We start from the raw sequence: 20,244 nt of genomic DNA, 5'->3' as shown, positions 1-20,244 counted from the left end.
TGGACTTCCGGGCGCGGCTTACGACGACAGGGCGTCGAGCCACTTCTCGCGCGACAGCTCGTCGTTGGTGAGGTTGCGGGTGCCGCTGTCCTCCTCGTACCACGGGCCGTTCTGCAGGACCTGCAGCGCCAGGTTCTCCGGCTGGCCGGGGTCGATGTACTTCTTGTCGGCCGGCACCTTGGCGGCGGCGGCCGGGTTGGCCGGGCCGTTGCCCATGGCGTTGAACAGCACCAGCTGCTGCTCGGGGTCCTGGGACGAGGCGATGAACTTCATCGCGGTCTCGGTGCCCGCCGGGTTGTCGTTCGGCACGTTCCACATGCCGGCCGTCACGATGCCGTCCTGCCAGGTCCAGGTGACGTCGCCGCCGGTCTCCTGGTTCAGCAGGTTGGCACGGGTATGCCAGATGTTGCCCATCACCACCTCGCCGGTGCGGAACAGCTCCTGGCTCTGCGAGCCCGAGCCCCAGGCGATCACGTTCGCCTTGATCTCCTTGAGCTTGCCGACCGCCAGGTCGATGTCGATCGGGTAGACCTCCTTCGGCGACCGCCCGGCCGCCATCATGCAGGCCTCCAGCATGCCGTTCGGCTGCTTGCGCAGGGTCCGGTTGCCCGGGAACCTGGCGAGGTCCCAGAAGTCCTTCCAGCCGGTCGGGGCCGACGGCACCTTGGTCTTGTTGTAGGCCAGGATGAAGCTGAACATGTAGTTCGCGCAGCCGTACTCGTAGGCGAACATCTCCTGCATCTTCGACTTGTCGACGATGCCGTAGTCGATCTTCTGGATCACGCCCTGCTTCTGCAGCACCAGCGTGGTGCCGGTGCCGGTGTCGCAGACGTCCCAGGTCACCGCCTTGGCGTCGACCATGGCCTTGATCTTGGAGCCGAGCGGGCCGGTGCCGTCGATCACCACCTTGACGCCGGTGGCCTTCTCGAACGGTACGCCGAACGCCTTGGTGTAGGCCTCGACCGCCGGGCCGCCCCAGTTGACCACCACGACCTCGCCGGCGGCGGCGCCGGCCGGGCGGCCGGCCAGGGTGACGGCGGCCGGCAGCGCGCCGAGCGCGGTCAGGGCCTTCATGAAGGTGCGCCGGTCGATCTCGCCGCGGGCCAGCCGGGTGGCGGCGATCTCGACGCAGTCGCGGGCGAAGTCGCTCTGCCCGGCGTCGTCGATCTCGGGATAGAGGTCCTTCTCGTAAAGGGATTTCAGCAGACTCATCGCATCCTCCTCCTCTGTCGTGCCGCGCCCCATCCGCGGCTGGGGGGCAGGGCCGGAAGTCCGGCCTTGGTGTCGGTCAGCGGTCGCGCACGACAACCGAGGCGTCCGGCTGCCAGCCGAGCCATACGGGATTGCCGATCGACGGTTCGATCGCGCAGGTCCAGGCCGGCGCGGTGGCGACCATCTCGCCGAGGTGCTCGGTGGCGACCTGGAAGTGATAGGTCGAGCCGTAGTAGTTGAATGCCGTGATGGTCCCGGGGACGGCGTTGACCGTGTCCGGCCGCGCCTCGGCCACCACGATCTTCTCGGGCCGCAGCGCCACCAGCACGCTGCCGTCGACCCGGCGGTGCGCCGGCGCGCCGGCCTGCACAAGGGTCTGCGCGCCCACCGCATAGCCGAAGCGGTCGGTCTCAGCCGCGCCGACCTTCCCGGTCAGGAAGTTGGACTTGCCCAGGAAGTCGGCCACGAACCGGGTCGCCGGCTTCTCGTACAGCAGCCCGGGGCCGCCCTGCTGCTCGATCTTGCCGTCGCGCAGGATGACGATCTCGTCCGACATCGAGAGCGCCTCCTCCTGGTCGTGGGTGACGTAGATGAAGGTCGTGCCGAGCCGGTGGTGCAGCGACTTCAGCTCCCACTGCAGATCGGCGCGCAGCTTCTTGTCGAGCGCCGACAGCGGCTCGTCGAGCAGCAGCAGGGCCGGCTCGAACACCAGCGCCCGGGCCAGCGCCACGCGCTGCTGCTGGCCGCCGGACAGCTGCGAGGGGTAGCGCTCGGCGAGGTGGCCGAGCTGCACCAGGTCGAGGGCGGCCCGGATCTTGTCACCGGCCCGGCCGCGCGAGATGCCGCGCACCTTCAGCGGGAACCAGATATTGTCGGCCACCGTCATGTGCGGGAACAGGGCGTAGCCCTGGAACACCATGCCGAAGTTGCGCTTGTCCGGCGGCAGGGCGGTGATGTCGGCGTCGTCCAGCAGGATCTGGCCGGCGCTCGGTTCGACGAAGCCCGCGATCGCCATCAGGATCGTGGTCTTGCCGGACCCGGAGGGGCCCAGCAGGGTCAGGAACGACCCGCTCGCGATGTCGAGGCTGACGCCGTCGACCGCTGCAAGCGAGCCGTAGTATTTGGAAAGCCCGCGCAGGGCGAGTGCGTGAGACCGACCCGTCATGCCCCGTTGCCGTGCTGTTTTGGTTGTCCGCGAGGAACACGCGGATATTCGACAGCCCGAATGCTGCGCCCGCTAACACTGGCGTGGCAAGGTCATAATTTCGTCAGGCATTGCCCAGGTAGTCATCACAGAGCAGACGAAGCTTGGACTGGCCGAAGCTCTCGCGATGACCGCCGTGCACCACCTTTGCTGGCAGGTTTCTCAGCCGCTGCATGGTTACGCGATAGGCAGCCGGGTCGCTTTCCGGCAGCGTGTCGATCAGCAGCCCGTCGTAGATCGCGTCGCCGCCGATCAGGGTGCCGGTGGCCTGCTCCCACAGGCTGATCGAGCCGGGGGAGTGGCCGGGGGTGTGCATCACCTCGAACCGGCGGTCGCCGAGATCGATCGTGTCGCCTTCGTCGACCAGCCAGGTCGGCTCGGCGCCCGGCACCCGCCAGGCCCGGTGGTCGAAGCCGCGGCGGGGCAGGGCGGCGATCAGCAGGCCGGTGGTGTCGAACCCGGCCGCCTGCAGCCGCCGGCGCTTGTCCTCCGGGTATTCGTCGAAGCTGAGCCGCCAGTCGTCCGGCGGGTTGCGCATCTGTTCGGCCTCGGCGGCGTGCATGACCAGGTCGCCGGCGAACTCGTGGGCCGAGCCGACGTGATCGACATGGGCGTGGGTGAGCAGCATGGTCACCGGCTTGTCGAGCAGCGGCGCCAGGAAGCCGCGCAGGCTCTCCACCCCCATGCCGGCGTCGACCACCAGGTCGCGGTCGCGACCCTTCACCAGGAACATGTTGGCGCGCAGCAGCCGCGACACATGCGGCTCCCAGATCCGCACGATGCCGTCGGCGTGCCACTCGATGGCGAACCAGGGGTGTGCCAGGGGCAGGTCGGCGGCGGGACGGGCGCCGCCGCCGGGGACGCCGGAGGACGGTGGGGTCATGCGGGGGGGCTCCTAGGCTGGTGGCGGTGACGGCAGGAAGCGTCGGGTGGATCCCGGAGCCGCCCGCTCGCGCGGGCCTTCCGGGATGACGAAAGAAGGGGCCGGCGGACAGCGAAGTCCGCATTCTCTCTCAACTCTCGTCATTCCGGAGCGGGCGCGTGAGCGCCCGGCTCCGGAACCCACGGTGCGACGGGCACTTGCGGTTCGTCCTCACGCCCGGCCGGCGAAGGCGTCCAGGCCGCGGGCGTAGGCCGGCTGGGTCTGGGCCGGGTTTCGGTTGACCAGCGGCCTCGCGAACAGCGGGTGGGTCAGGCTGCGCACCTCGTGCTCGACGGTGAAAAGCGTCTCGCCGGAATGCAGGTCGACGATGTCCTCGAACCGCCACTCGTGCTGCCCGGTCTCCACCGACACCAGGCTGCGCTCGCCCAGCTTGCGGTAGGGCGTCGAGAAGTCGGCGATGTAGATCGCCACGTGGTGGCCGTCGTAGTCCGGCTGCGGCGCCTCGGTCTCGCGGAACCGCAGGGTCTGGTGGGCGCCGGCATGCACGAAGGCGCAGGGCACCCCGTCCGGCTCCTCGACCCTCGACGGCGCGCCGAGGATCGCCTCGTAGAAGGCGGCGATGCGGTCGGCGGTGCCGACCGGCACGTCGAGCTCGACATAGGGCATGCCCAGGTCGACCGGGCCGAAGGCCGGGTCCGGGGCGTGGCAGCGGAACCGGTTGCCCCAGGGGCAGGTCGCCTCCAGCACGCCGGCGTTGCGCCGGAAGCCGAAGGCGGTGTCCTTCAGGTCGCCGCGCACTGCGGCCAGCGACGCCTCGGCGCGGTCGAGATCCGGCAGGACCAGGCCGACGGTCCCGCGCACCCGCTGCGCCACCGGCTGGCGCGACGGCAGGTGCATCTGGCTGCGCCCGATGTTGACCCACATGTTGGTGGTGCCGACCATCAGGTAGGGGTCGCGGGTCAGGCCGAGGCCGACGACGTAGAACAGGGTGGCGAGCCGCTGGTCGGGGATCAGCAGGTTGACGTGCTCGAGATGCACGATGTTGCCGACGTCCTCGCGGGCGCGGTCGTAGGGGGCGTCCATGGCGTCCTCCGGCGGTTCGGCCACTGTCCCCGGTACTGTAGTCCGGCGCCGACGGCGGCGCACCGGCCCATGCGTGCAGGCTATCGACGCCGGGCGGAAAGGATCGCCAGCACGAAGCTGAGACCGCCGAGTCCGACCAGCGCCAGCACCGTCAGCCGCACCGCGTCGTAGCCGCCGACCGTCCAGATCGCCGCCGCCAGGGTCGGCGCGACCGCGGTCGCGCCCATGAACGGCAGCGCCAGCGCCCCGGAGATCGCGCCGAAGCCGGTGCGCCCGAGCAGGTTCGCGGTCACCACCGGCCGGGTGATGCTGGTGACGCCGTAGCCCGAGCCCTGCAGCAGCACGAACACGAACAGCAGGGCGGGGATCGCGCCGGCGCCGATCAGCGCCGTCGAGGCCGCCAGCATGAAGGCGAAGGACAGCCCGCAGATCACGTTCATCGAGACCCGCTGCTCGACCGCCATCATGGCCAGCCGGCCGGCGACCTGCATCGGGCCGATGCAGGAGGCGGCGAGCACCGCGACCGCGGTCGAGATCCCGCGCTCGTCCAGCATCGGCAGCAGGTGGGTGATCAGGATGCCGTGGGTCAGCGCGATCATCGCGAACGCCACCGCCAGCAGCCAGAACACCGGCCGCCGCATGGCCGCCCGCAGGCCGTCGCCGTCCTTGCCGACGTCCGGTCCGCCGGCGGCCGGCGCCGCGGTCTCCGGAACCGGCCGGGTGCCGTGGCCGAACAGCGGCACGGCGATCAGCAGGATGGCGGCGGCGAAGCCGGCGGTCGCGATCCGCCAGCCGTACAGTTCGGCCAGCAGGTTGGCGACCGGGAACGATACCGTGCCGGCCAGCCCCGCGATCAGGGTGATGCGGGTGATGGCCTTGCGGGCCGCGCCGCCGCGGGTTCGGGTCAGGAAGGCGAAGCACGGCTCGTACAGGCAGGCCGCCATGCAGGCCCCGAGCGCGACCCACAGCGCGTAGAACTGCCAGGGCGCCTGCACCAGGCTGACCATGCCGATCAGGAGGCCGGCACAGGCCGCGCCGCCGATCAGCAGCCGGCGGCCGTGGCCGGCGTCGATCAGCCGGCCGGCGACCGGGGCGCACAGCGCCGAGGTGACCAGGGCGGCGGTGAAGGCGCCGGCGATCGTGGTCTTCTCCCAGCCCAGGTCGCCCTCCCAGTGCTTGATCAGGGCTGGGAAGATGTAGAACACGCCGGCCCACACGATGGTCTCGGCGAAGGCCAGGGCGAGGACGGTGCGTCCGGGCGATGCGGGCTGCAAACCGGGCTGCGGGGCGGTGGTCGGGGCGGGCTGGGAGGCGGTCAACGAGGCGGTCTCCGGCGGGCGGGTGCAGCATCCTTTCACGGCGCCGCCACCGGCGTCCATTCGATGATTCCCGATGCATCGCATAATATTCCGTTATTCTTGGGAATACCGTTGATGTCGGGCGGAGGCCAGCCTATATTTGCCGGCATGGACACCAAGACCACCGCGATGCGCCTGGAGGCGCTGGGCAACGAGACCCGGCTGGAGGTGTTCCGCATCCTGGTCCGGGCCGGCCGTGACGGCCTGCCGGTCGGGGAACTGCAGCGCCGCACCGGCAGCGCGCGCTCGACCCTCTCGCACCACCTGCACAAGCTGATCGCCGTCGGCCTGGTCCACCAGGAGCGCGACGGCACCACCCTGTTCTGCCACGCCAACTACGCCGCCATGGACGAGACCCTGGGCTTCCTGACCCGGGAATGCTGCGTCGATGCCGGCACGGCCGGCTGCGATGCCAAAGAGGCGGCGGCTTGACTTTTTTTGCCCAACTATGTCGAAACTCTTGGGAATAGCGGAGAAGCTCCCATGACCGAAATCGCCCTCGCCACCAGGCGGCTTGCCGGACGCATCGACCCGGTCGTGCTCGTCGTCCTGCTGGCGTTCGCCCTGCTGGCCGCGCTGGCGCCGGCCCAGGCGCTGGAGAGCCTGCGGTTCACCGGCGACGCCCTGATCGGGGTGTCGGTGTTCCTGGCGCTGTCGATCGGGGTCGCGGCCTACGCCAAGGCCAGCGGCGCCGACGCGCTGATCGCCCGGGCGTTCACCGGCAACCTGCCGACCATGATCGTGGCGGCGGCCCTGATGGGGGCGCTGTCGCCGTTCTGCTCCTGCGGGGTGATCCCGCTGATCGCTGCGCTGCTGGCGATGGGCGTGCCGCTGGCCCCGGTGATGGCGTTCTGGCTGGCCTCGCCGCTGATGGACCCCTCGATGTTCCTGCTGACCGCCGGCACGCTGGGCACCACCTTCGCGGTCTTCAAGACCGTGGCGGCGATCGCGATCGGCCTGCTCGGCGGGTTCGGCACGGCGGCGATCGTCCGGACCGGCTGGATCGCCGAGCCGCTGCGCGAAGGGGTCGGCAACGGCGGCTGCGGCGCCTCGTCGATCCGCAACCCCAAGGCGGTGGCCTGGCGGTTCTGGGGCGAGCCGGCGCGGCGCGAGCGGTTCGCGAAGAACGCCTTGGACAACACCCTGTTCCTCGGCAAGTGGCTGGCCATAGCGTTCTTCCTGGAGAGCCTGATGCTGGCCTATGTCCCGGCCGAGCAGGTCAGTTCCCTGATCGGCGGCGACGGCTGGCTGACCGTCCTGGGCGCCACCGCCGTCGGCGTGCCGGCCTATCTGAACGGCTACGCCGCGTTGCCGCTGGTCGGCGGCCTGATCGAGCAGGGCATGGCGCCGGGCGCCGGCATGGCCTTCCTGCTGGCCGGCGGGGTCAGCTCGATCCCGGCGGCGATCGCGGTCTGGGCCCTGGCCCGGCCGCCGGTGTTCGCCGCCTATCTCGGCTTCGCCTTCCTCGGCGCCTTCGCCATGGGTGGGCTCTACGGGCTGGTGGGCTGAGCCGGCAGCGCCCGCCGCACCACGTTCAGGAACCAGCGGATGCCGACCGGTACGACCGCGTCGTTGAACACGAAGCGGTCGCCGTGCAGGCCCTCGCCGGGGCCGACCGGGCCGGCGCCGATCCAGGCATAGGCGCCCCGGCCGGCCGCCCCCAGCATGAAGGCGAAGTCCTCGCAGCCCATGCTGGGGGCGAACTCGGTGATGGTCCGATCCGGGCCGACCGTGTCGACGGCGGCGGCGGCGGCCAGCGCTGCGCCCTCGGCGGGGTTGATCACCGGCGGGTAGCCGCGCCGGTAGGCCAGTGACGCGGTCAGGCCGTGGACCGCCGCCACCCCGTCGGCGATCCGGCGGATCTCGGCCTCGCAGTGGTCGGACAGGCCGCGGTCGTAGAACCGGCAGGTGCCCTCGACGACAACCTCGGTCGGCACGAAGTTGTTGAACCGGCCGCCATGGATCTGGGTGACCGACAGCACCGCCGGCTGCAAGGGGTCGATGCTGCGGCTGACCACGCGCTGGGCGGCCGCCACGAAGTCGGCGGCGGCGAGGATCGGGTCGTCGCCGAGATGCGGCATGGCGGCGTGGCAGCCCTTGCCGCGGAACGCCAGTTCGAAGTCGTCGACCGCCGCCATCTGCGGACCCGGCCGCACCGCGATGTGGCCCTCCGGCACCCCCGGCCAGTTGTGCAGGGCGTAGACCTGGTCGACCGGGAACCGCTCGAACAGCCCGTCGGCGACCATGCGGCGGCCGCCGCCGACCACCTCCTCGGCAGGCTGGAACACGAACACCACGGTGCCATCGAAGCCGCCGTCCTCGGCCAGCAGCCTGGCCGCCCCCAGCAGGATCGCGCTGTGCCCGTCATGGCCGCAGGCGTGCATCACGCCGGGGTTGCGCGAGGCGTAGGGCAGGTCGGCAGCCTCGTCGATCGGCAGGGCGTCCAGCTCGGCGCGCAGCGCGATGCTGCGGCCGCCGGTGCCGCGCCGGAGCGTCGCCACCACGGCGGTCGCGCTGACGTCGGTGTGCACCGTCAGCCCGAACGACTGCAGCCGCTCGGCGACGAAGGCCGCGGTGCGATGCTCCTGGAAGCCCAGCTCCGGGTCGGCATGGATGCGGTGCCGCCAGCCGATCACCTCGTCGGTGATCCCTGCCACCCTGTCGTTCGCGGTCATGGCGTCCTCCGATGCTCTGGCCTCGACGCGCAGTCTGCGACCACGGGCGGCATGGGTCTTGAACCGGATTGACCGCAGCGACGATAGTCGCCCCATGCGCAACGCATCGAACCTGCGGGAGACCGCGCGGCTGACCCGGCATCCGGCGCTCGACGGCCTGGAGATGCTGGCGGCGACCTATCGCGATCACGCCTACGCCCTGCACACCCATCCGACCTGGGTGTTCGGCGTGGTCACCGCGGGCGTCGAGCGGTTCCGGGTCGGCCGGACCGACAACCTGGCGGCGCCGGGGTCGATCCTGGTGGTCAACCCGGAGGAGCCGCACGACGGCGAGAAGGGCTGCGAGGCCGGCTGGTCGTACCGGACCTGTTACCCGTCGCCGGGGCTGATGCGCGAGGTCGCCGACGAACTGGAACTGGCCGACCTGCCGATGTTCAGCTCGGCGGTGCTGCCGGCGCCGGACCTGGCGCGGTCCTTCCTGGTGGCGCACGCCGGGGCCGGGGCGGAGGGGGCGGTGGAGTCCGAGGCGGCGATGCTGGTGGCGCTGGCGGCGATCGTCCGGCGCTTCGGCGACGGCCGGGCCCAGGATACGGGCGCGGGACCGGCGGGCAGTGCCGGCCGCCTCGCGCTTTACGACGACCTGGTGACGGCCGACCTGGCGGTGCCGCTGCGGCTGTCGGCGCTGGCCGCGGCGGCCGGGGTGACGCGCTTCCAGGTGATCCGCGACTTCAAGCGGACCGTCGGCACGACGCCCGGCCGGTATGTCCGCGACCGTCGGGTCCGGCGGGCCTGCGACCTGATCGGCGAGGGCCTGCCGCTCGCCGCGGTCGCCGCCGAGACCGGCTTCGCCGACCAGAGCCACATGACCCGGGCCTTCAAGACCGTGAAGGGCGTCACCCCGGCGGCCTATCGCGCGGCGACCGCCGGGTAGCGCCTCCGGTCAGAGCACCCGGTAGTCCTTGAGGCCGGCGTTGAACGCGATCGAGATCCGGTCGCCGCGGCCGCGGAACGGCATCACGTAGTGCTGGATCCAGCTCGGGAACAGGATGAACTCGCCGGCCGCCGGCAGCATCGACATCGCCGACCCGGCACGATAGCCCGGGATCGGCATGTTGGCGGACGGCCGCGGGTCGAGGAACTCGATCGCGCCGTTCAGCTCGGTTCCCGGGTCGGGCTCGCCCAGGCTGACGTAGTACACGCCGGACCAGTGGCTGCCGGGATGGTCGTGGACCCGGTTGAAATCGCCGTCGCGGTTGACGTTGGCCCAGCCGGTCAGGCCGAGCTGGCCTTCGATGCGCGTGCGGTCGCCGCCGGCCGGGACCGCCATGACGATCCGCATCAGGGACACGATGTGGCGCCGCAGCGTGCCGATGCACGGGGCGGGTCCGTCGAACAGGTCGGGGTGCGACTGCCAGCCGCCGACATTGCTGAGATGCGCCTCCGGGCCGACGGCGCGGCGCGCCAGGATCAGCGCTTCGAGCGCCTCGTTCAGGGCACCGGAATCGGGCGCGCACCAGCGCAGCATCGGCACCGCGAAATGCCACCCCATCTGCGGCTCGGGCCCGGACGCGGCGGGCATGGCCGACCGCTCGTCGTGGCCGGCCGGCAACCCTGATTCTGTCGAGGCCATCGGTACCGATCCGCCCTCCGGGAGCTTGGTTGGCCGGGCATCATACCGCCGGACGCGGGGAGCGCACCACCGGACGGCGCGTGTCGGCGGGCCGACGCCCGGTTGACCCGGAGACCGTCGGGGCGGATCGTTCATTTCGACCCGCATTCCATCCCGGAGGCAGTCATGAGCGTCGCCATCCCGCTTGCGCAAACCTCGGACCAGCCGTCCACCACCACCGCCGACCGGCTGGCCGCCTTCGTGGTCGGCGCGCCGGTCGACGGTCGCACCCTGAAGGCCGCGACGCCGATCGTCCTGGACACCCTGGCGGTGACCATGGCCGGTGGCGCCGAGCCAGCGGTCCGCGCGCTCGCCGGGACCCTGGTGCCGGATGCCGGCGACGAGGCGGTGCCGTCGTTCTGGGGCGCCGAACGCTACCGCCGGGACGACGCGGCGCTGCTGATCGGCATGGCCAGCCACGTGCTCGACTACGACGACGTCAGCGTGCTGGCGATGTGCCACCCCAGCGTCCCGGTGCTGTCGGCGCTGCTGGCCGCCGCCGACCGGCAGGCGGCCTCGGGCCGCGCCCTGCTCGAGGCGTTCGCGGTCGGCACCGAGGTGCTGATCCGTCTCGGCCAGGCCATGGGGTTCCGGCACTACGCGCTCGGCTTTCACGCCACCGCCACCCTCGGCACCGTCGGGGCGGCGGCGGCCTGCGCCCGGCTGATGGGCTTGGACCGGCGGCGGACCGGCCACGCGCTGGCGATCGCCGCCAGCATGGCCTCGGGGCTGCGCGCCAACTTCGGCTCGATGGTGAAGTCGCTGCATGTCGGGATCGCAGCCTCCAACGGCCTGAAGGCGGCCCGGTTGGCGGCCGGCGGCATCGAGGGAGCCGCCGACGCCTTCGACGGCGAGGGCTATCTGAATGCCTTCAGCGGCGGTGCGGTGACGGGCTGGCCGGAGGGCCTCGAACTCGGCCAGCCGTTCGCGGTGGTCGAGCCGGGCTTCGAGCAGAAGCGCTATCCGTGCTGCTACATGCTGCACAAGATCATCGAGGCGACCCTGGCGCTGCGCCGCGACAGCGGACTCGCGCTCGCCGACGTCGCGTCGATGTCGGTCGACATGCCGAGCGGCGCCACCAAGCCGCTGATCCATCCGTATCCGCGGTCCGGCCTGAACGCGCTGTTCAGCGCGCCCTACGCGGTGGTGGCCGGGCTGACCGACGGCCGCATCGACCTGCGCAGCTTCACGGACGAGGCGGTCGTCCGGCCCGGGGTCCAGGAGCGCCTGCGCGACGTGGCGGTGGTCGAGGACACGGCACCGCCGAAACAGGGGGCGGAGGTCGGCGCCGCGCCGGTGACGGTGACCCTGCACCCGGTGGCGGGCGAGCCGGTTTCGCGCAGCGTCACCGCGCTGCCGGGCTCGCTGCAGGACCCGATCACGCCCGACCAGGCGCGGGCGAAATGGACCGACTGCCTGAACCGAGCCAACCCCGGGGCGGATCCGGGGGCGGTCGACCGGCTGTTCGACGACGGAGCCGGGCTGGCGGACATGCCGAGAGTCGACGGCTGGCTCGACGGGCTGGCCGCGGCGATCCGGCGGGGCTGAGCCGGCCTCAGCCCGCGCGCTGCCCCCGCACCAGCTGCCCCGGCAGGGCGCCGGTGGCCTCGCCGTTGCGGTAGGTGACGGTGCCCGACACCACCGTGGCGTCGTAGCCCTCGGCCTTCTGCAGCAGGCGGCGGCCACCGGCCGGCAGGTCGGCGGTGACGTAGGGCCGCCCGAAGCTGACCCGGTCGTAGTCGATGACGTTCAGGTCGGCCTTCTTGCCGACCGCGACCACGCCGCGGTCGCCGAGGCCGGCGGCGCTCGCCGTGTCCGAGGTCAGCCGGCGCACGATCTCCGGCAGCGCCCAGCGGCCGCGCTCGCGGCTCCAGTAGGTCAGCATCCAGGTCGGGAAGCCGGCATCCAGGATGAAGCCGACATGGGCGCCGCCGTCGCCGAGGCCCATGATCGCGTTCCTGTCGGCCAGCATCGCCTCGGGCGTGGTCATGTCGTAGCTGACGTAGTTCACCAGCGGTGTGTAGATGAAGTTGCGCCCGCCGTCCTCGATCAGCATGTCGTAGGCCACCTCGGGCGCGGTCCGGCCCTCGCGCTCGGCGATCGCGGCGATCGAGTCCTCGCGCCTCGGCGAGTAGACCGGCGGGTTGCCGAACCGGAACATGTGGGCGTAGCCGATGCGGTGGATCAGCGGGAAGGTGCTGCCGGCCACCGGATCCTCGGACAGCATCTGCCGGCGGAACTCGGGGTCCTGCATGGCCTTCACGCGCTCGGCCAGCGGCAGGCCGGCGATCCGCTTGTAGGACGGGGTGCCGGAGAACGGGTTCTGGCTGCCCTCCAGGCCGAGCAGGATGCCGATCGGCCGCGGGGCCACCACCGGACGGATCGACAGGCCGTCACGCGCGGCTTCGCCGGACAGCGCCAGCAGTTCCTTCCAGAACTCGGTGCGGTCGTGGCGCTGGGTCAGCGAGAACACCGCGGTGCGGCCGCTCTTCTCGATCACACGGCGCAGCATGGCGAACTCGGTCGCCGGGTCCGGGGTGTTCCAGTCGGAGACGATCTCCAGGAAGCCGGCGCCGCCGTCCTTCATGCCCATGGCGATGCCGGTCAGCTCGTCCTCATGGGCCCGCAGGGTCGGGGTGTAGTCGCCCTTCAGGCTCTTGTGGCTGATGGTGCGCGAGGTCGAGAAGCCGAAGGCGCCCTGGCGCACCGCGTCGGCGGTGATGGCCCGCATCGCCGCGATGTCGTCGGCGGTCGCGGCCTCGTGGCGGATCGCCCGCTCGCCCATGACGTAGACCCGGACCGCGGCATGTGGCAGCAGGGCGCCGACGTCGATGTCGCGCGGGTTGCGCTCCAGCGCCGAGAGATACTCGCCGAAGCTCTCCCACTGCCAGTTCAGGCCCTCGTGCATGACCGGGGCGGGGATGTCCTCGACCCCCTCCATCAGCTCGACCAGCTTCTCGCGGTCGGCCGGCCTGCAGGGCGCGAAGCCGACCCCGCAGTTGCCCATGACCGCGGTGGTGACGCCGTGCCAGGCCGAGGGAGCGAGGTGGGAATCCCAGACCGCCTGGCCGTCGTAGTGGGTGTGGATGTCGACGAAGCCCGGGGTCACCAGCTTGCCGCGGGCGTCGATCTCCTCGGCGCCGCGCCCGGCGACCTTGCCGATCTCGACGATCCGGCCGCCGGCCACCGCCACGTCGGCCTCGTAGGGCTCGGCGCCGGTGCCGTCGACGATGGTGCCGTTGCGCACGACGAGGCTGATGTCCGCGGCCATGGCGGCTTCCTCCGGGATTGTTGCTTAGGCAAAGACTAGACCCGGGGAGGCAGGCCTTACAAGTCGGTGGGGCCCGTCGCTCCGTGGGTTCCGGCTCCGTCTCGCCTGCGGCGATCCGGTCCGGAATGACGACAAGGGGAGCGACGCGACCGTCAGCTCCGGTGACGGGCCGCCGGAAACCTCATCCTCCCCGTCGTCATTCCGGACGGGCGCGCCGCCCTCGGCGCGGCCGAGCCGGAACCCACGGAGCGACGGGCGTCCCTCACCGGAACGCGAAGATCGGGCTGCTCCAGGCCTGGAAGCCGTCTTCGGTGAATACCGACACCCACAGCGGGTTGTCGCCGTCCGGCTTCAGCGGGACCGTGACGGTGCGGCGCAGCTCGCGGTGCGGGTTGTTCTCGGGCAGCCGGAACACCCGGATCCGGCGGGCGAGGCCGCCGGCCTCCATCACCGTGTCGTCGAGGCCGATGTCGCGCATCGCCACGCTGAAGGTGCCGAGGTTGGTGGCGATCTCGAGGGTGCCGTCCGGGTCCTCGTCCAGCCAGGCGTCGAAGCCGGCGAAGTTGCCGGTGGTCAGGGTGTTCCATTCGACCGTGTCGGAGCCGTTCTGCTCCAGCAGGCGCTCGTGGTTCCAGCGGTTGATGCGCTCGAACCGGGTTATCGCCGAGCCGCCGAACCGGGCGCGGCCGATCCAGTTGGTCTGGCGGCCACGGCCGCGGTATTCGGCACCGCTCCAGAGCACCCGGATGCGCGATCCCAGCTCGGCCGCCTCGAACGGCCGCAGCACCGCGACCACCTCGGTGCCGTTGCGCACCTCGACGCGCTCGATCGGGGCGCCGTGGGCGACCTCGATCGACAGGGTCGCCTCGGTCGCGTCGGTGCGCACGATATCGCCCATCATGACCTCGTCGGCCCGCCGGCTGGCGGTGTCCGGGAAGGCGTTCGGGTCGCGGTCGTAGAGCGTCCCGCCGCCGGGCAGGGTCGCGCGCACGTCGAGATGCAGGCGGCAGCCGGTGGTGCCGTAGTGGTGGCGGCGGCGCAGCGCGTCGAACAGGCCGTCGCGGGTCAGCTCGTTGGTGACGAAGCAGGTCAGCCCGCCATAGGCGCCGAACTTGGCGGCCCCGGGATAGCTGGCGCCCGGCCGGCCCTTGTGGCCGTCGCTGTTGCACACCACGCCGCAGCGGTGGCCGAGCGGGAAGCCGTCGGTCAGCAGCCACTCGAAGGTGCCCCAGGCCGAGTGGATCTCCATCGCGGTCTCCAGCCGCGGGTCGTGGGCGAACCGGATGTCGGCGTAGCGGCCGCCGACATGGGCGTAGATCACGCAGTCCTCGTCCTTGAGCGCTTCGAACAGCGCGCGGGCGTTCGGCGCGTCGGTGTGGATGTCGGAACGGTCCGGCAGCAGGGCGTGCGAAGAGCGGTGGATCTGCCGACCCTCGGTGCGGAAATAGACGTTGCGGTCGCCGCCGACCGGGGTGTTGCCGGACCACTCGTAGCCCGGGAAGGTCACGAAGCGGTGGTCCTGGTGGAACTCGGCGGTCAGCCGGTTGAGATACGCCCAGAACGCGTTGTTGACCTGGAAGTCGTTGGCCTGGTGGCTGGTGGCGTCCAGGAACGAGCAGTCCCGGGCGAACTCGAAATACGCCCGCGAGGTGCCGATGCCGATCGACTCGCCGCTCTGGCCGTGCAGGTCGGCCCAGTATCCCGACACCTCGCCGGCCCGGACCAGCAGCGGCCCGGCTTCGGCCACGAGGTCGCCGGTCGCCCGGTCCAGCACCCGGATGCGCAGGGTGCCCGGCTCGGCCACCGTCAGGTTCTCGAAGGTCATCGACCGTTCGCCGAGCGGGTAGTCGACGGTCTCGGGCAGGCCCTCGACCGGCAGGCTCGGCTCCAGCCGGAACCGGCCGGCGGCGCGGTCGGTCGGGTTGCCCCAGCGGTCCTCGGCCTTGAGCCCGAGTTGGAAGCGCTCGCCCGGGCGCCGCAGGGTCGGCAGCACCGCGCACCAGCGGTCGACGCGACCGGGCACGATCGACACCGCCGGCGACTCCGGCAGCGGCACGAAATGGCCGACCGCACAGACGTCGGCCAGCACCTTGAACTCGAAACCGGCCTCCACGAAGGTCTGCATCTGCATGCCCGGTGAGCCCTTCGATGTGTCGCCGAACACGATGGTGATGGTGTCGCCCTCGCTGAGATAGCCGCCGAACAGCTGGGCGGTAAGGGCGCGGAACCACGGGCGCTGGCCGCCGGTGCCCCTGAACTCCAGGGCGATCCGCGCGCCGTTGCTGGCGGTCGCGGTGACGTAGTTGTAGCCGGTCGGGTTGGTGGTCTGCAGCTCGCCGAAGTCGCCGACGAAGCGGAACACCACCCGGATCGCCCCGGTGTCGTCGATGCCGTAGCGGCCGACCGTGTAGACGAGGCGGAAGGTCTGCAGGCTGCGGGCCTCGAAGGCGCCCTTCGGCTCCAGCTCGACATGGCCATACAGCACCGGGTCCTCGCCGGGATGCGTCACCGGCCAGACCGCGCCCACCAGCTCGTCGTCCACGGTTCCTGGCTTCGCCGACATGCGTTTCCCTCCTGGCTTTCGGGGCCGCCTCGCGGGCGGCCGGTCAGGGCATCATAATTGCTTCATAGCATTGTTGGTTCAATGGTCTTCGCCATGCGGGTGGCGAGACCGGATGCCTCCAGTCGTTGCCATGTACTTCCAGTAATCTGAATTCATGGACGATATCGGCACGCCGAGCGTCGGCGGCCGAGCGTTTTCGGGAATCCGAATCCGGTTGTCAGGTTTTTGAAAGCTCTATAGCATTTTTCGGCATGGACGCGCATCGGCCGTTCCGGCCCCGCGCGGCTCCGTCACGATGGGGGAGACCGGACATGCTCGACATCACTCGCACCGCACTCGCCTCGGCTTTGGCACTCGGCGTTGCCGCCGCCGCTGCCGTCATGCCGGGCTCGGCCGCCGCCGACGGGTTTCCGTCCAAGCCGGTGACCCTGGTCGTGCCGTACCAGGCCGGTGGCAGCACCGAGACCATGGCCCGGGTCTACGCCGCGGCGCTGGAGAAGGAACTGGGCCAGCCGGTGCTGGTCACCACCAAGCCCGGGGCCGGCGGGGCGATCGGCGCCACCTTCGTCGCCAAGGCCGCGCCGGACGGCTACACGATCCTGTTCGCCGCGGCGACCGCGCTGACCTGGCCGCCGCTGTCGATGCAGGTCGACTACACCGCCGACAGCTTCCGCTGGATCGCGTCGATCACCGAGTACCAGCAGGCGCTGATCAGCACCCCGGACAAGCCGTACAAGACCTTCAAGGAACTGATCGCCCACGCCAGGCAGAACCCGGGGATGAACTTCGCCGACCAGAGCGCGCTGTCGCGGGCCTACATCAACTACATGGGCAAGAAGGAAGGCATCGAGTGGACCGCCATTCCGACCAAGGGCGGCGGCGAGATGGTGCCGTTCCTGCTGGGCGGCAAGGTCGACATCGCCTGGAGCGGCGGAGTCCACCAGAAATACGGCGACAAGATGCACGTGCTGGCGTCGTTCAACTCGACGCGGCTGGCGGCGTCGCCGGACGCCCCGTCGCTGAAGGAGATCTACGGCATCTCGATGCCGAGCTATGCGGTGATCGTGGCGCCGGCCGGCACTCCCGACGACGTCGCGGCGACACTGGAGACGGCGCTCGAGAAGGCCAGCAAGGAGGCCGCCTACAACGACCTGCTGACCGAGAAGCTGAAGTTCCCCAACAGCTTCATTGGCCAGAAGACGTTGCAGCCTCTGGTGAAGGAGATGGTCGGCGACCTGAAGACCGTGCTCGAGGCGACGCAGTGACCCTGGCCCGGGCGGGCGTGGCCCAGGCGGGCGCATCCGTGCGGCGCTCCGACCTTGCCGGCGGACTGGCGGTGACGGCCCTGGCGGCCGTCGCCGGCCTGTGGTTCGTGCCGGCGAACGTCAACCTGGCCGCAACCGCCGGCAACGACATCGCGCCGGCCTTCATGCCGCTGGTGTGCGTGGCGATCGCCGGCGTTCTCGGGCTCGTCATGACGGCGCGGGCGCTGCTCCATCCCGCCGGTGCCGGCGGGGCTGAAGCCGGCGGCGACGAGGAGATCGGCGACCAGCGCCCGGCACCGCGCCAGGTGGTCGCCGACCTGGCGGTCTGGATCGGCTCGACGGTGCTGGTGCTGCTGCTGCTGCCGCGCATCGGCTTCGTGGTCACCGGCGGGCTGCTGCTGGCCGGATGGCTGGCCTATGCCGGGCTGCGGTCGTGGGTCGTCGGGGCCGCCGTCGCCGTCACCGTGCCGGTGGTGCTGGACTGGCTGTGCCGGGCCTTCCTGCACGTCCAGCTGCCGTGACCGCGCGATGATCCTCGAGCAGCTGATGCAGGGCTTCGAGCTGGCCCTGCACCCCGCCAACCTGCTGTTCATGACGGTCGGCGTCACCCTCGGCATCGTGGTCGGGATCCTGCCCGGGCTGGGCAGCGTGACCGCCCTGTCGATCCTGATCCCGGTGACCTTCTACATGTCGCCGATGATCGCTATCGCCTTTCTGGTCGGGGTCACCAAGGGCGGCACCTCGGGCGGCGCGGTGCCGGCGATCCTGCTGAACGCCCCGGGCACCCCGGAGGCGGCGGCGACCGCCCTCGACGGCCATCAGCTGACCCGCCAGGGCAAGCCGTTCAAGGCGATGAAGGCGGCGCTCTACGCCTCGGTGTGCGGCGACACCTTCTCCGACATCGTGCTGATCCTGGTGGCGGCGCCGTTCGCGGCCTTCGCCCTGCAGTTCGGCCCGGCCGAGTTCACCGCCATCGTGATCTTCTCGTTCACCCTGATCGCCGGGCTGTCCGGGCGGTCGCTGGCCAAGGGCATCGTCGCCGCGGCGCTCGGGGTGTTCCTCAGCACCGTCGGCCTCGACCCGGTCGACAGCACCCAGCGCATGACCTTCGGGATCGTCGAGCTGTATGACGGGATCTCGCTGAACGCCCTGGCGATCGGCGTGCTGGCGCTCAGCTCGGTGATCCACCAGATCTTCGACCTGCGGCGCGGCGCGGACCGATCGGGCGTCGCCGCGGTGGTCCATGCCGACCCGGCGCTCAACCGGCTCGGCGCGGCCGAGTTCTGGGGACACTGGCGCACCCTGCTGCGCTCGGCGGCGATCGGCAGCGGCATCGGCATGCTGCCGGGGCTGGGCGTGTCGCTGGCGGCATTCCTGGGCTACGGCTCGGCCAGGCGGGCGTCGCCGGAGCCCGAGCGCTTCGGCCGCGGCACCATCGAGGGGGTGATGGCCTCGGAGGCCGCCAACAGCGCGGTCTGCGGCGCCAACCTGGTGCCGACCATCGCGCTCGGCGTGCCCGGCAACATCGCGGCGGCCCTGCTGATCGGCGCGTTCATGATCCACGGCGTGGTGCCGGGGCCGTTCATGATGGAGCAGCACGGCGAACTGATCTACGCGATCTTCGCCTCGATGCTGATGTGCAACGTCATCCACCTGGCGGTCGGACGGCTCGGCATCCAGGTCTGGGGCTACGTCACCTACGTCCCGAAGCCGGTGATCCTGCCGATCGTGATCGTGCTCTGCGTCGTCGGCGTCTACATCCCGTCGAACTCGCTGTTCGACGTCGGGCTGATGCTGGCGTTCGCTGGCCTCGGCTACCTGATGCGGCGGACCGGGTTCTCGCTGGTCTGCCTGGTGATCGGTTTCCTGCTCGGGCCGCTGTTCGAGACCTCGCTCCGGCAGTCGCTGCTGATGTACAAGGGGGACATGACGATCCTGCTGACCAGCCCGATCGCGTTGTTCTTCGTCGTCCTCACCTGCTTCTCGCTGTGGCGCTTCGCCCGCCGGCCGCGGGCGGGTGCGGCCGGGCGGGGCTGACGATGTCCGAAACGCGAACCGACACCTCGGGCGACCTGCGCCTGCGCATGCTCGCCCGGGCGATGCAGGAGGCGGCGCCCGGCATGCCGGCCTCGAAGGGCCAGCGGCTCTACCAGACCTTCCTGCAGATGATCGAGCGCGGCGCCTGGCGCCCGGGCGAGCAGCTGCCGCCGGAACGCGATCTGGCGGAGGCGCTGTCGCTCAGCCTCGGCACCGTGCAGGGCGTGCTGCGGCAACTCACCACCGCCGGGCTGCTGGACCGTCGCCAGGGCGCTGGGACCTTCATCACCAAGGCCGGCGATATCGGCGCGAACGTCTGGCACTTCCGGTTCCGGGCCCGCGACGGGCAGTCGCTCATGCCGTTCGAGATCCGGGTCCGGTCGGTCGAGGAGACCGCCGAGCACGGCGAGTGGTCGGATTTCCTGGGCGGCGCCAGCCACATCGTGGTCGACCGGGTCATCGACGTCGGCGGCGAGTTCCAGGTGCATTCCCGGTTCTACCTGGACGCCGCCCGGTTCCGGCCGCTGCTCGACCTGCCGGTCGGCTTCCTGACCCAGAAGAACCTGCGGGTGCTGCTGCACGAGAGCTACAACGCCCCGACCCTGCGTGGCGTGCACCGGCTGAACTGCCGGCCGCTCGCCCCCGAGCATGCCGCGCTGATCGGCTGTGGCCCGGGCGAGCCCGGCATCTACATGACGGCGCTCGGCTACAGCTTCCGCGACGCGCCGATCTCGTTCCAGCGCATCGTCATCCCCTCGACCGAGTACGAGCTCGAGATTCTGGGATAGGAGCGGCGGCCAGTGGCGCCCGTCACTTCGTCTACGGTGTTCACACATCGCGAAAACGTCAGCCGCTCGAGGTATTTCGCAGTGCTCGTCACTGCGTGGATCCCGGAGCCGGCTGCTCGCGCAGCCCCTCCGGGATGACGAAGTGAGGGTTGGAGTCGGGAGGGAAGCCGACCAGATCCTCCCCACTTTCGTCATTCCGGAGGGTCTCGGACTTGATCCGGGACGGCTCCGGAACC

17 protein-coding genes are annotated in these 20,244 nt (G+C 71.0%); 8 read left to right on the top strand and 9 right to left on the bottom strand.

All coding sequences use genetic code 11. From position 1 onward, the window contains the following. Window positions 1-18: 18 nt before the first annotated feature. From RIC31_RS26010 to RIC31_RS25990, 5 genes are all read right to left on the bottom strand, one after another. Complete coding sequence (locus RIC31_RS26010) at window positions 19-1,212, bottom strand: ABC transporter substrate-binding protein (protein WP_350115290.1); 1,194 nt, start codon at window positions 1,210-1,212, stop codon at window positions 19-21. 76 nt (window positions 1,213-1,288) lie between these two features. Further along, window positions 1,289-2,377, bottom strand: coding sequence for an ABC transporter ATP-binding protein (locus RIC31_RS26005; RefSeq protein WP_350115287.1), 1,089 nt, complete (start codon window positions 2,375-2,377; stop codon window positions 1,289-1,291). Window positions 2,378-2,480: 103 nt separating this feature from the next. Further along, complete coding sequence (locus RIC31_RS26000) at window positions 2,481-3,299, bottom strand: MBL fold metallo-hydrolase (protein ID WP_350115284.1); 819 nt, start codon at window positions 3,297-3,299, stop codon at window positions 2,481-2,483. 210 nt (window positions 3,300-3,509) lie between these two features. Then, the gene (locus RIC31_RS25995) at window positions 3,510-4,382 is read right to left on the bottom strand and encodes a VOC family protein (RefSeq protein WP_350115281.1); all 873 of its coding nucleotides are present in this window, start codon (window positions 4,380-4,382) and stop codon (window positions 3,510-3,512) included. A gap of 80 nt (window positions 4,383-4,462) precedes the next feature. Further along, window positions 4,463-5,701: an MFS transporter gene (locus RIC31_RS25990; protein WP_350115277.1), complete on the bottom strand. Its 1,239-nt coding sequence runs from the start codon at window positions 5,699-5,701 to the stop codon at window positions 4,463-4,465. Window positions 5,702-5,815: 114 nt separating this feature from the next. On the opposite strand from RIC31_RS25990, the gene RIC31_RS25985 reads away from it, so the two are divergent. Together RIC31_RS25985 and RIC31_RS25980 are read left to right on the top strand one after the other, a co-directional pair. Then, complete coding sequence (locus RIC31_RS25985) at window positions 5,816-6,172, top strand: ArsR/SmtB family transcription factor (RefSeq protein ID WP_350115274.1); 357 nt, start codon at window positions 5,816-5,818, stop codon at window positions 6,170-6,172. A gap of 51 nt (window positions 6,173-6,223) precedes the next feature. Continuing rightward, the gene (locus RIC31_RS25980) at window positions 6,224-7,249 is read left to right on the top strand and encodes a permease (protein ID WP_350115271.1); all 1,026 of its coding nucleotides are present in this window, start codon (window positions 6,224-6,226) and stop codon (window positions 7,247-7,249) included. On the opposite strand, the gene RIC31_RS25975 is transcribed toward RIC31_RS25980, so the two are convergent. After that, window positions 7,231-8,415, bottom strand: coding sequence for an amidohydrolase (locus RIC31_RS25975; RefSeq protein WP_350115268.1), 1,185 nt, complete (start codon window positions 8,413-8,415; stop codon window positions 7,231-7,233). The genes RIC31_RS25980 and RIC31_RS25975 overlap by 19 nt on opposite strands. 94 nt (window positions 8,416-8,509) lie before the next feature. On the opposite strand from RIC31_RS25975, the gene RIC31_RS25970 reads away from it, so the two are divergent. After that, complete coding sequence (locus RIC31_RS25970; protein WP_350115265.1) at window positions 8,510-9,346, top strand: AraC family transcriptional regulator; 837 nt, start codon at window positions 8,510-8,512, stop codon at window positions 9,344-9,346. 9 nt (window positions 9,347-9,355) lie between these two features. On the opposite strand, the gene RIC31_RS25965 is transcribed toward RIC31_RS25970, so the two are convergent. Then, complete coding sequence (locus tag RIC31_RS25965) at window positions 9,356-9,994, bottom strand: TIGR02466 family protein (RefSeq protein WP_350115263.1); 639 nt, start codon at window positions 9,992-9,994, stop codon at window positions 9,356-9,358. Between the two features lie 216 nt (window positions 9,995-10,210). On the opposite strand from RIC31_RS25965, the gene RIC31_RS25960 reads away from it, so the two are divergent. Continuing rightward, entirely contained in the window at window positions 10,211-11,632 is a 1,422-nt protein-coding gene (locus RIC31_RS25960) for an MmgE/PrpD family protein (RefSeq protein ID WP_350115260.1), read from the top strand. Between the two features lie 7 nt (window positions 11,633-11,639). Here RIC31_RS25960 and RIC31_RS25955 read toward each other — a convergent pair whose 3' ends face one another. Next, window positions 11,640-13,355 (bottom strand): N-acyl-D-amino-acid deacylase family protein, encoded by a 1,716-nt coding sequence (locus RIC31_RS25955; RefSeq protein WP_350115257.1) that lies wholly within the window; start codon window positions 13,353-13,355, stop codon window positions 11,640-11,642. A 262-nt stretch (window positions 13,356-13,617) separates the two neighbouring features. After that, entirely contained in the window at window positions 13,618-15,918 is a 2,301-nt protein-coding gene (locus tag RIC31_RS25950; protein WP_350115254.1) for a DUF3604 domain-containing protein, read from the bottom strand. A gap of 311 nt (window positions 15,919-16,229) precedes the next feature. Here RIC31_RS25950 and RIC31_RS25945 point away from each other — a divergent pair, with 311 nt between their 5' ends. From RIC31_RS25945 to RIC31_RS25930, 4 genes are read left to right on the top strand one after another with little or no spacing between them, the layout of a single operon-like run. Continuing rightward, on the top strand, window positions 16,230-17,183 hold the full coding sequence (locus tag RIC31_RS25945; protein ID WP_350115251.1) for a tripartite tricarboxylate transporter substrate binding protein: 954 nt from the start codon (window positions 16,230-16,232) through the stop codon (window positions 17,181-17,183). After that, window positions 17,180-17,704 (top strand): tripartite tricarboxylate transporter TctB family protein, encoded by a 525-nt coding sequence (locus RIC31_RS25940; protein ID WP_350115249.1) that lies wholly within the window; start codon window positions 17,180-17,182, stop codon window positions 17,702-17,704. Before RIC31_RS25945 ends, RIC31_RS25940 begins: the two co-directional genes overlap by 4 nt. Window positions 17,705-17,711: 7 nt before the next feature. Further along, window positions 17,712-19,220 carry a tripartite tricarboxylate transporter permease gene (locus RIC31_RS25935; RefSeq protein ID WP_350115246.1) on the top strand — a complete coding sequence of 503 codons (1,509 nt, stop codon included), beginning with the start codon at window positions 17,712-17,714 and terminating at the stop codon, window positions 19,218-19,220. A 2-nt stretch (window positions 19,221-19,222) separates the two neighbouring features. Then, window positions 19,223-20,008: a GntR family transcriptional regulator gene (locus RIC31_RS25930; protein WP_350115243.1), complete on the top strand. Its 786-nt coding sequence runs from the start codon at window positions 19,223-19,225 to the stop codon at window positions 20,006-20,008. The last annotated feature ends 236 nt before the right edge of the window (window positions 20,009-20,244 follow it).

Origin of the sequence: Thalassobaculum sp. (assembly GCF_040219615.1) — a bacterium.
Classification (GTDB): Bacteria; Pseudomonadota; Alphaproteobacteria; order Thalassobaculales; family Thalassobaculaceae; genus Thalassobaculum_A.
Note: the sequence above shows the minus strand (reverse complement) of the source record. Positions and strands in the feature narration are given on the sequence as shown.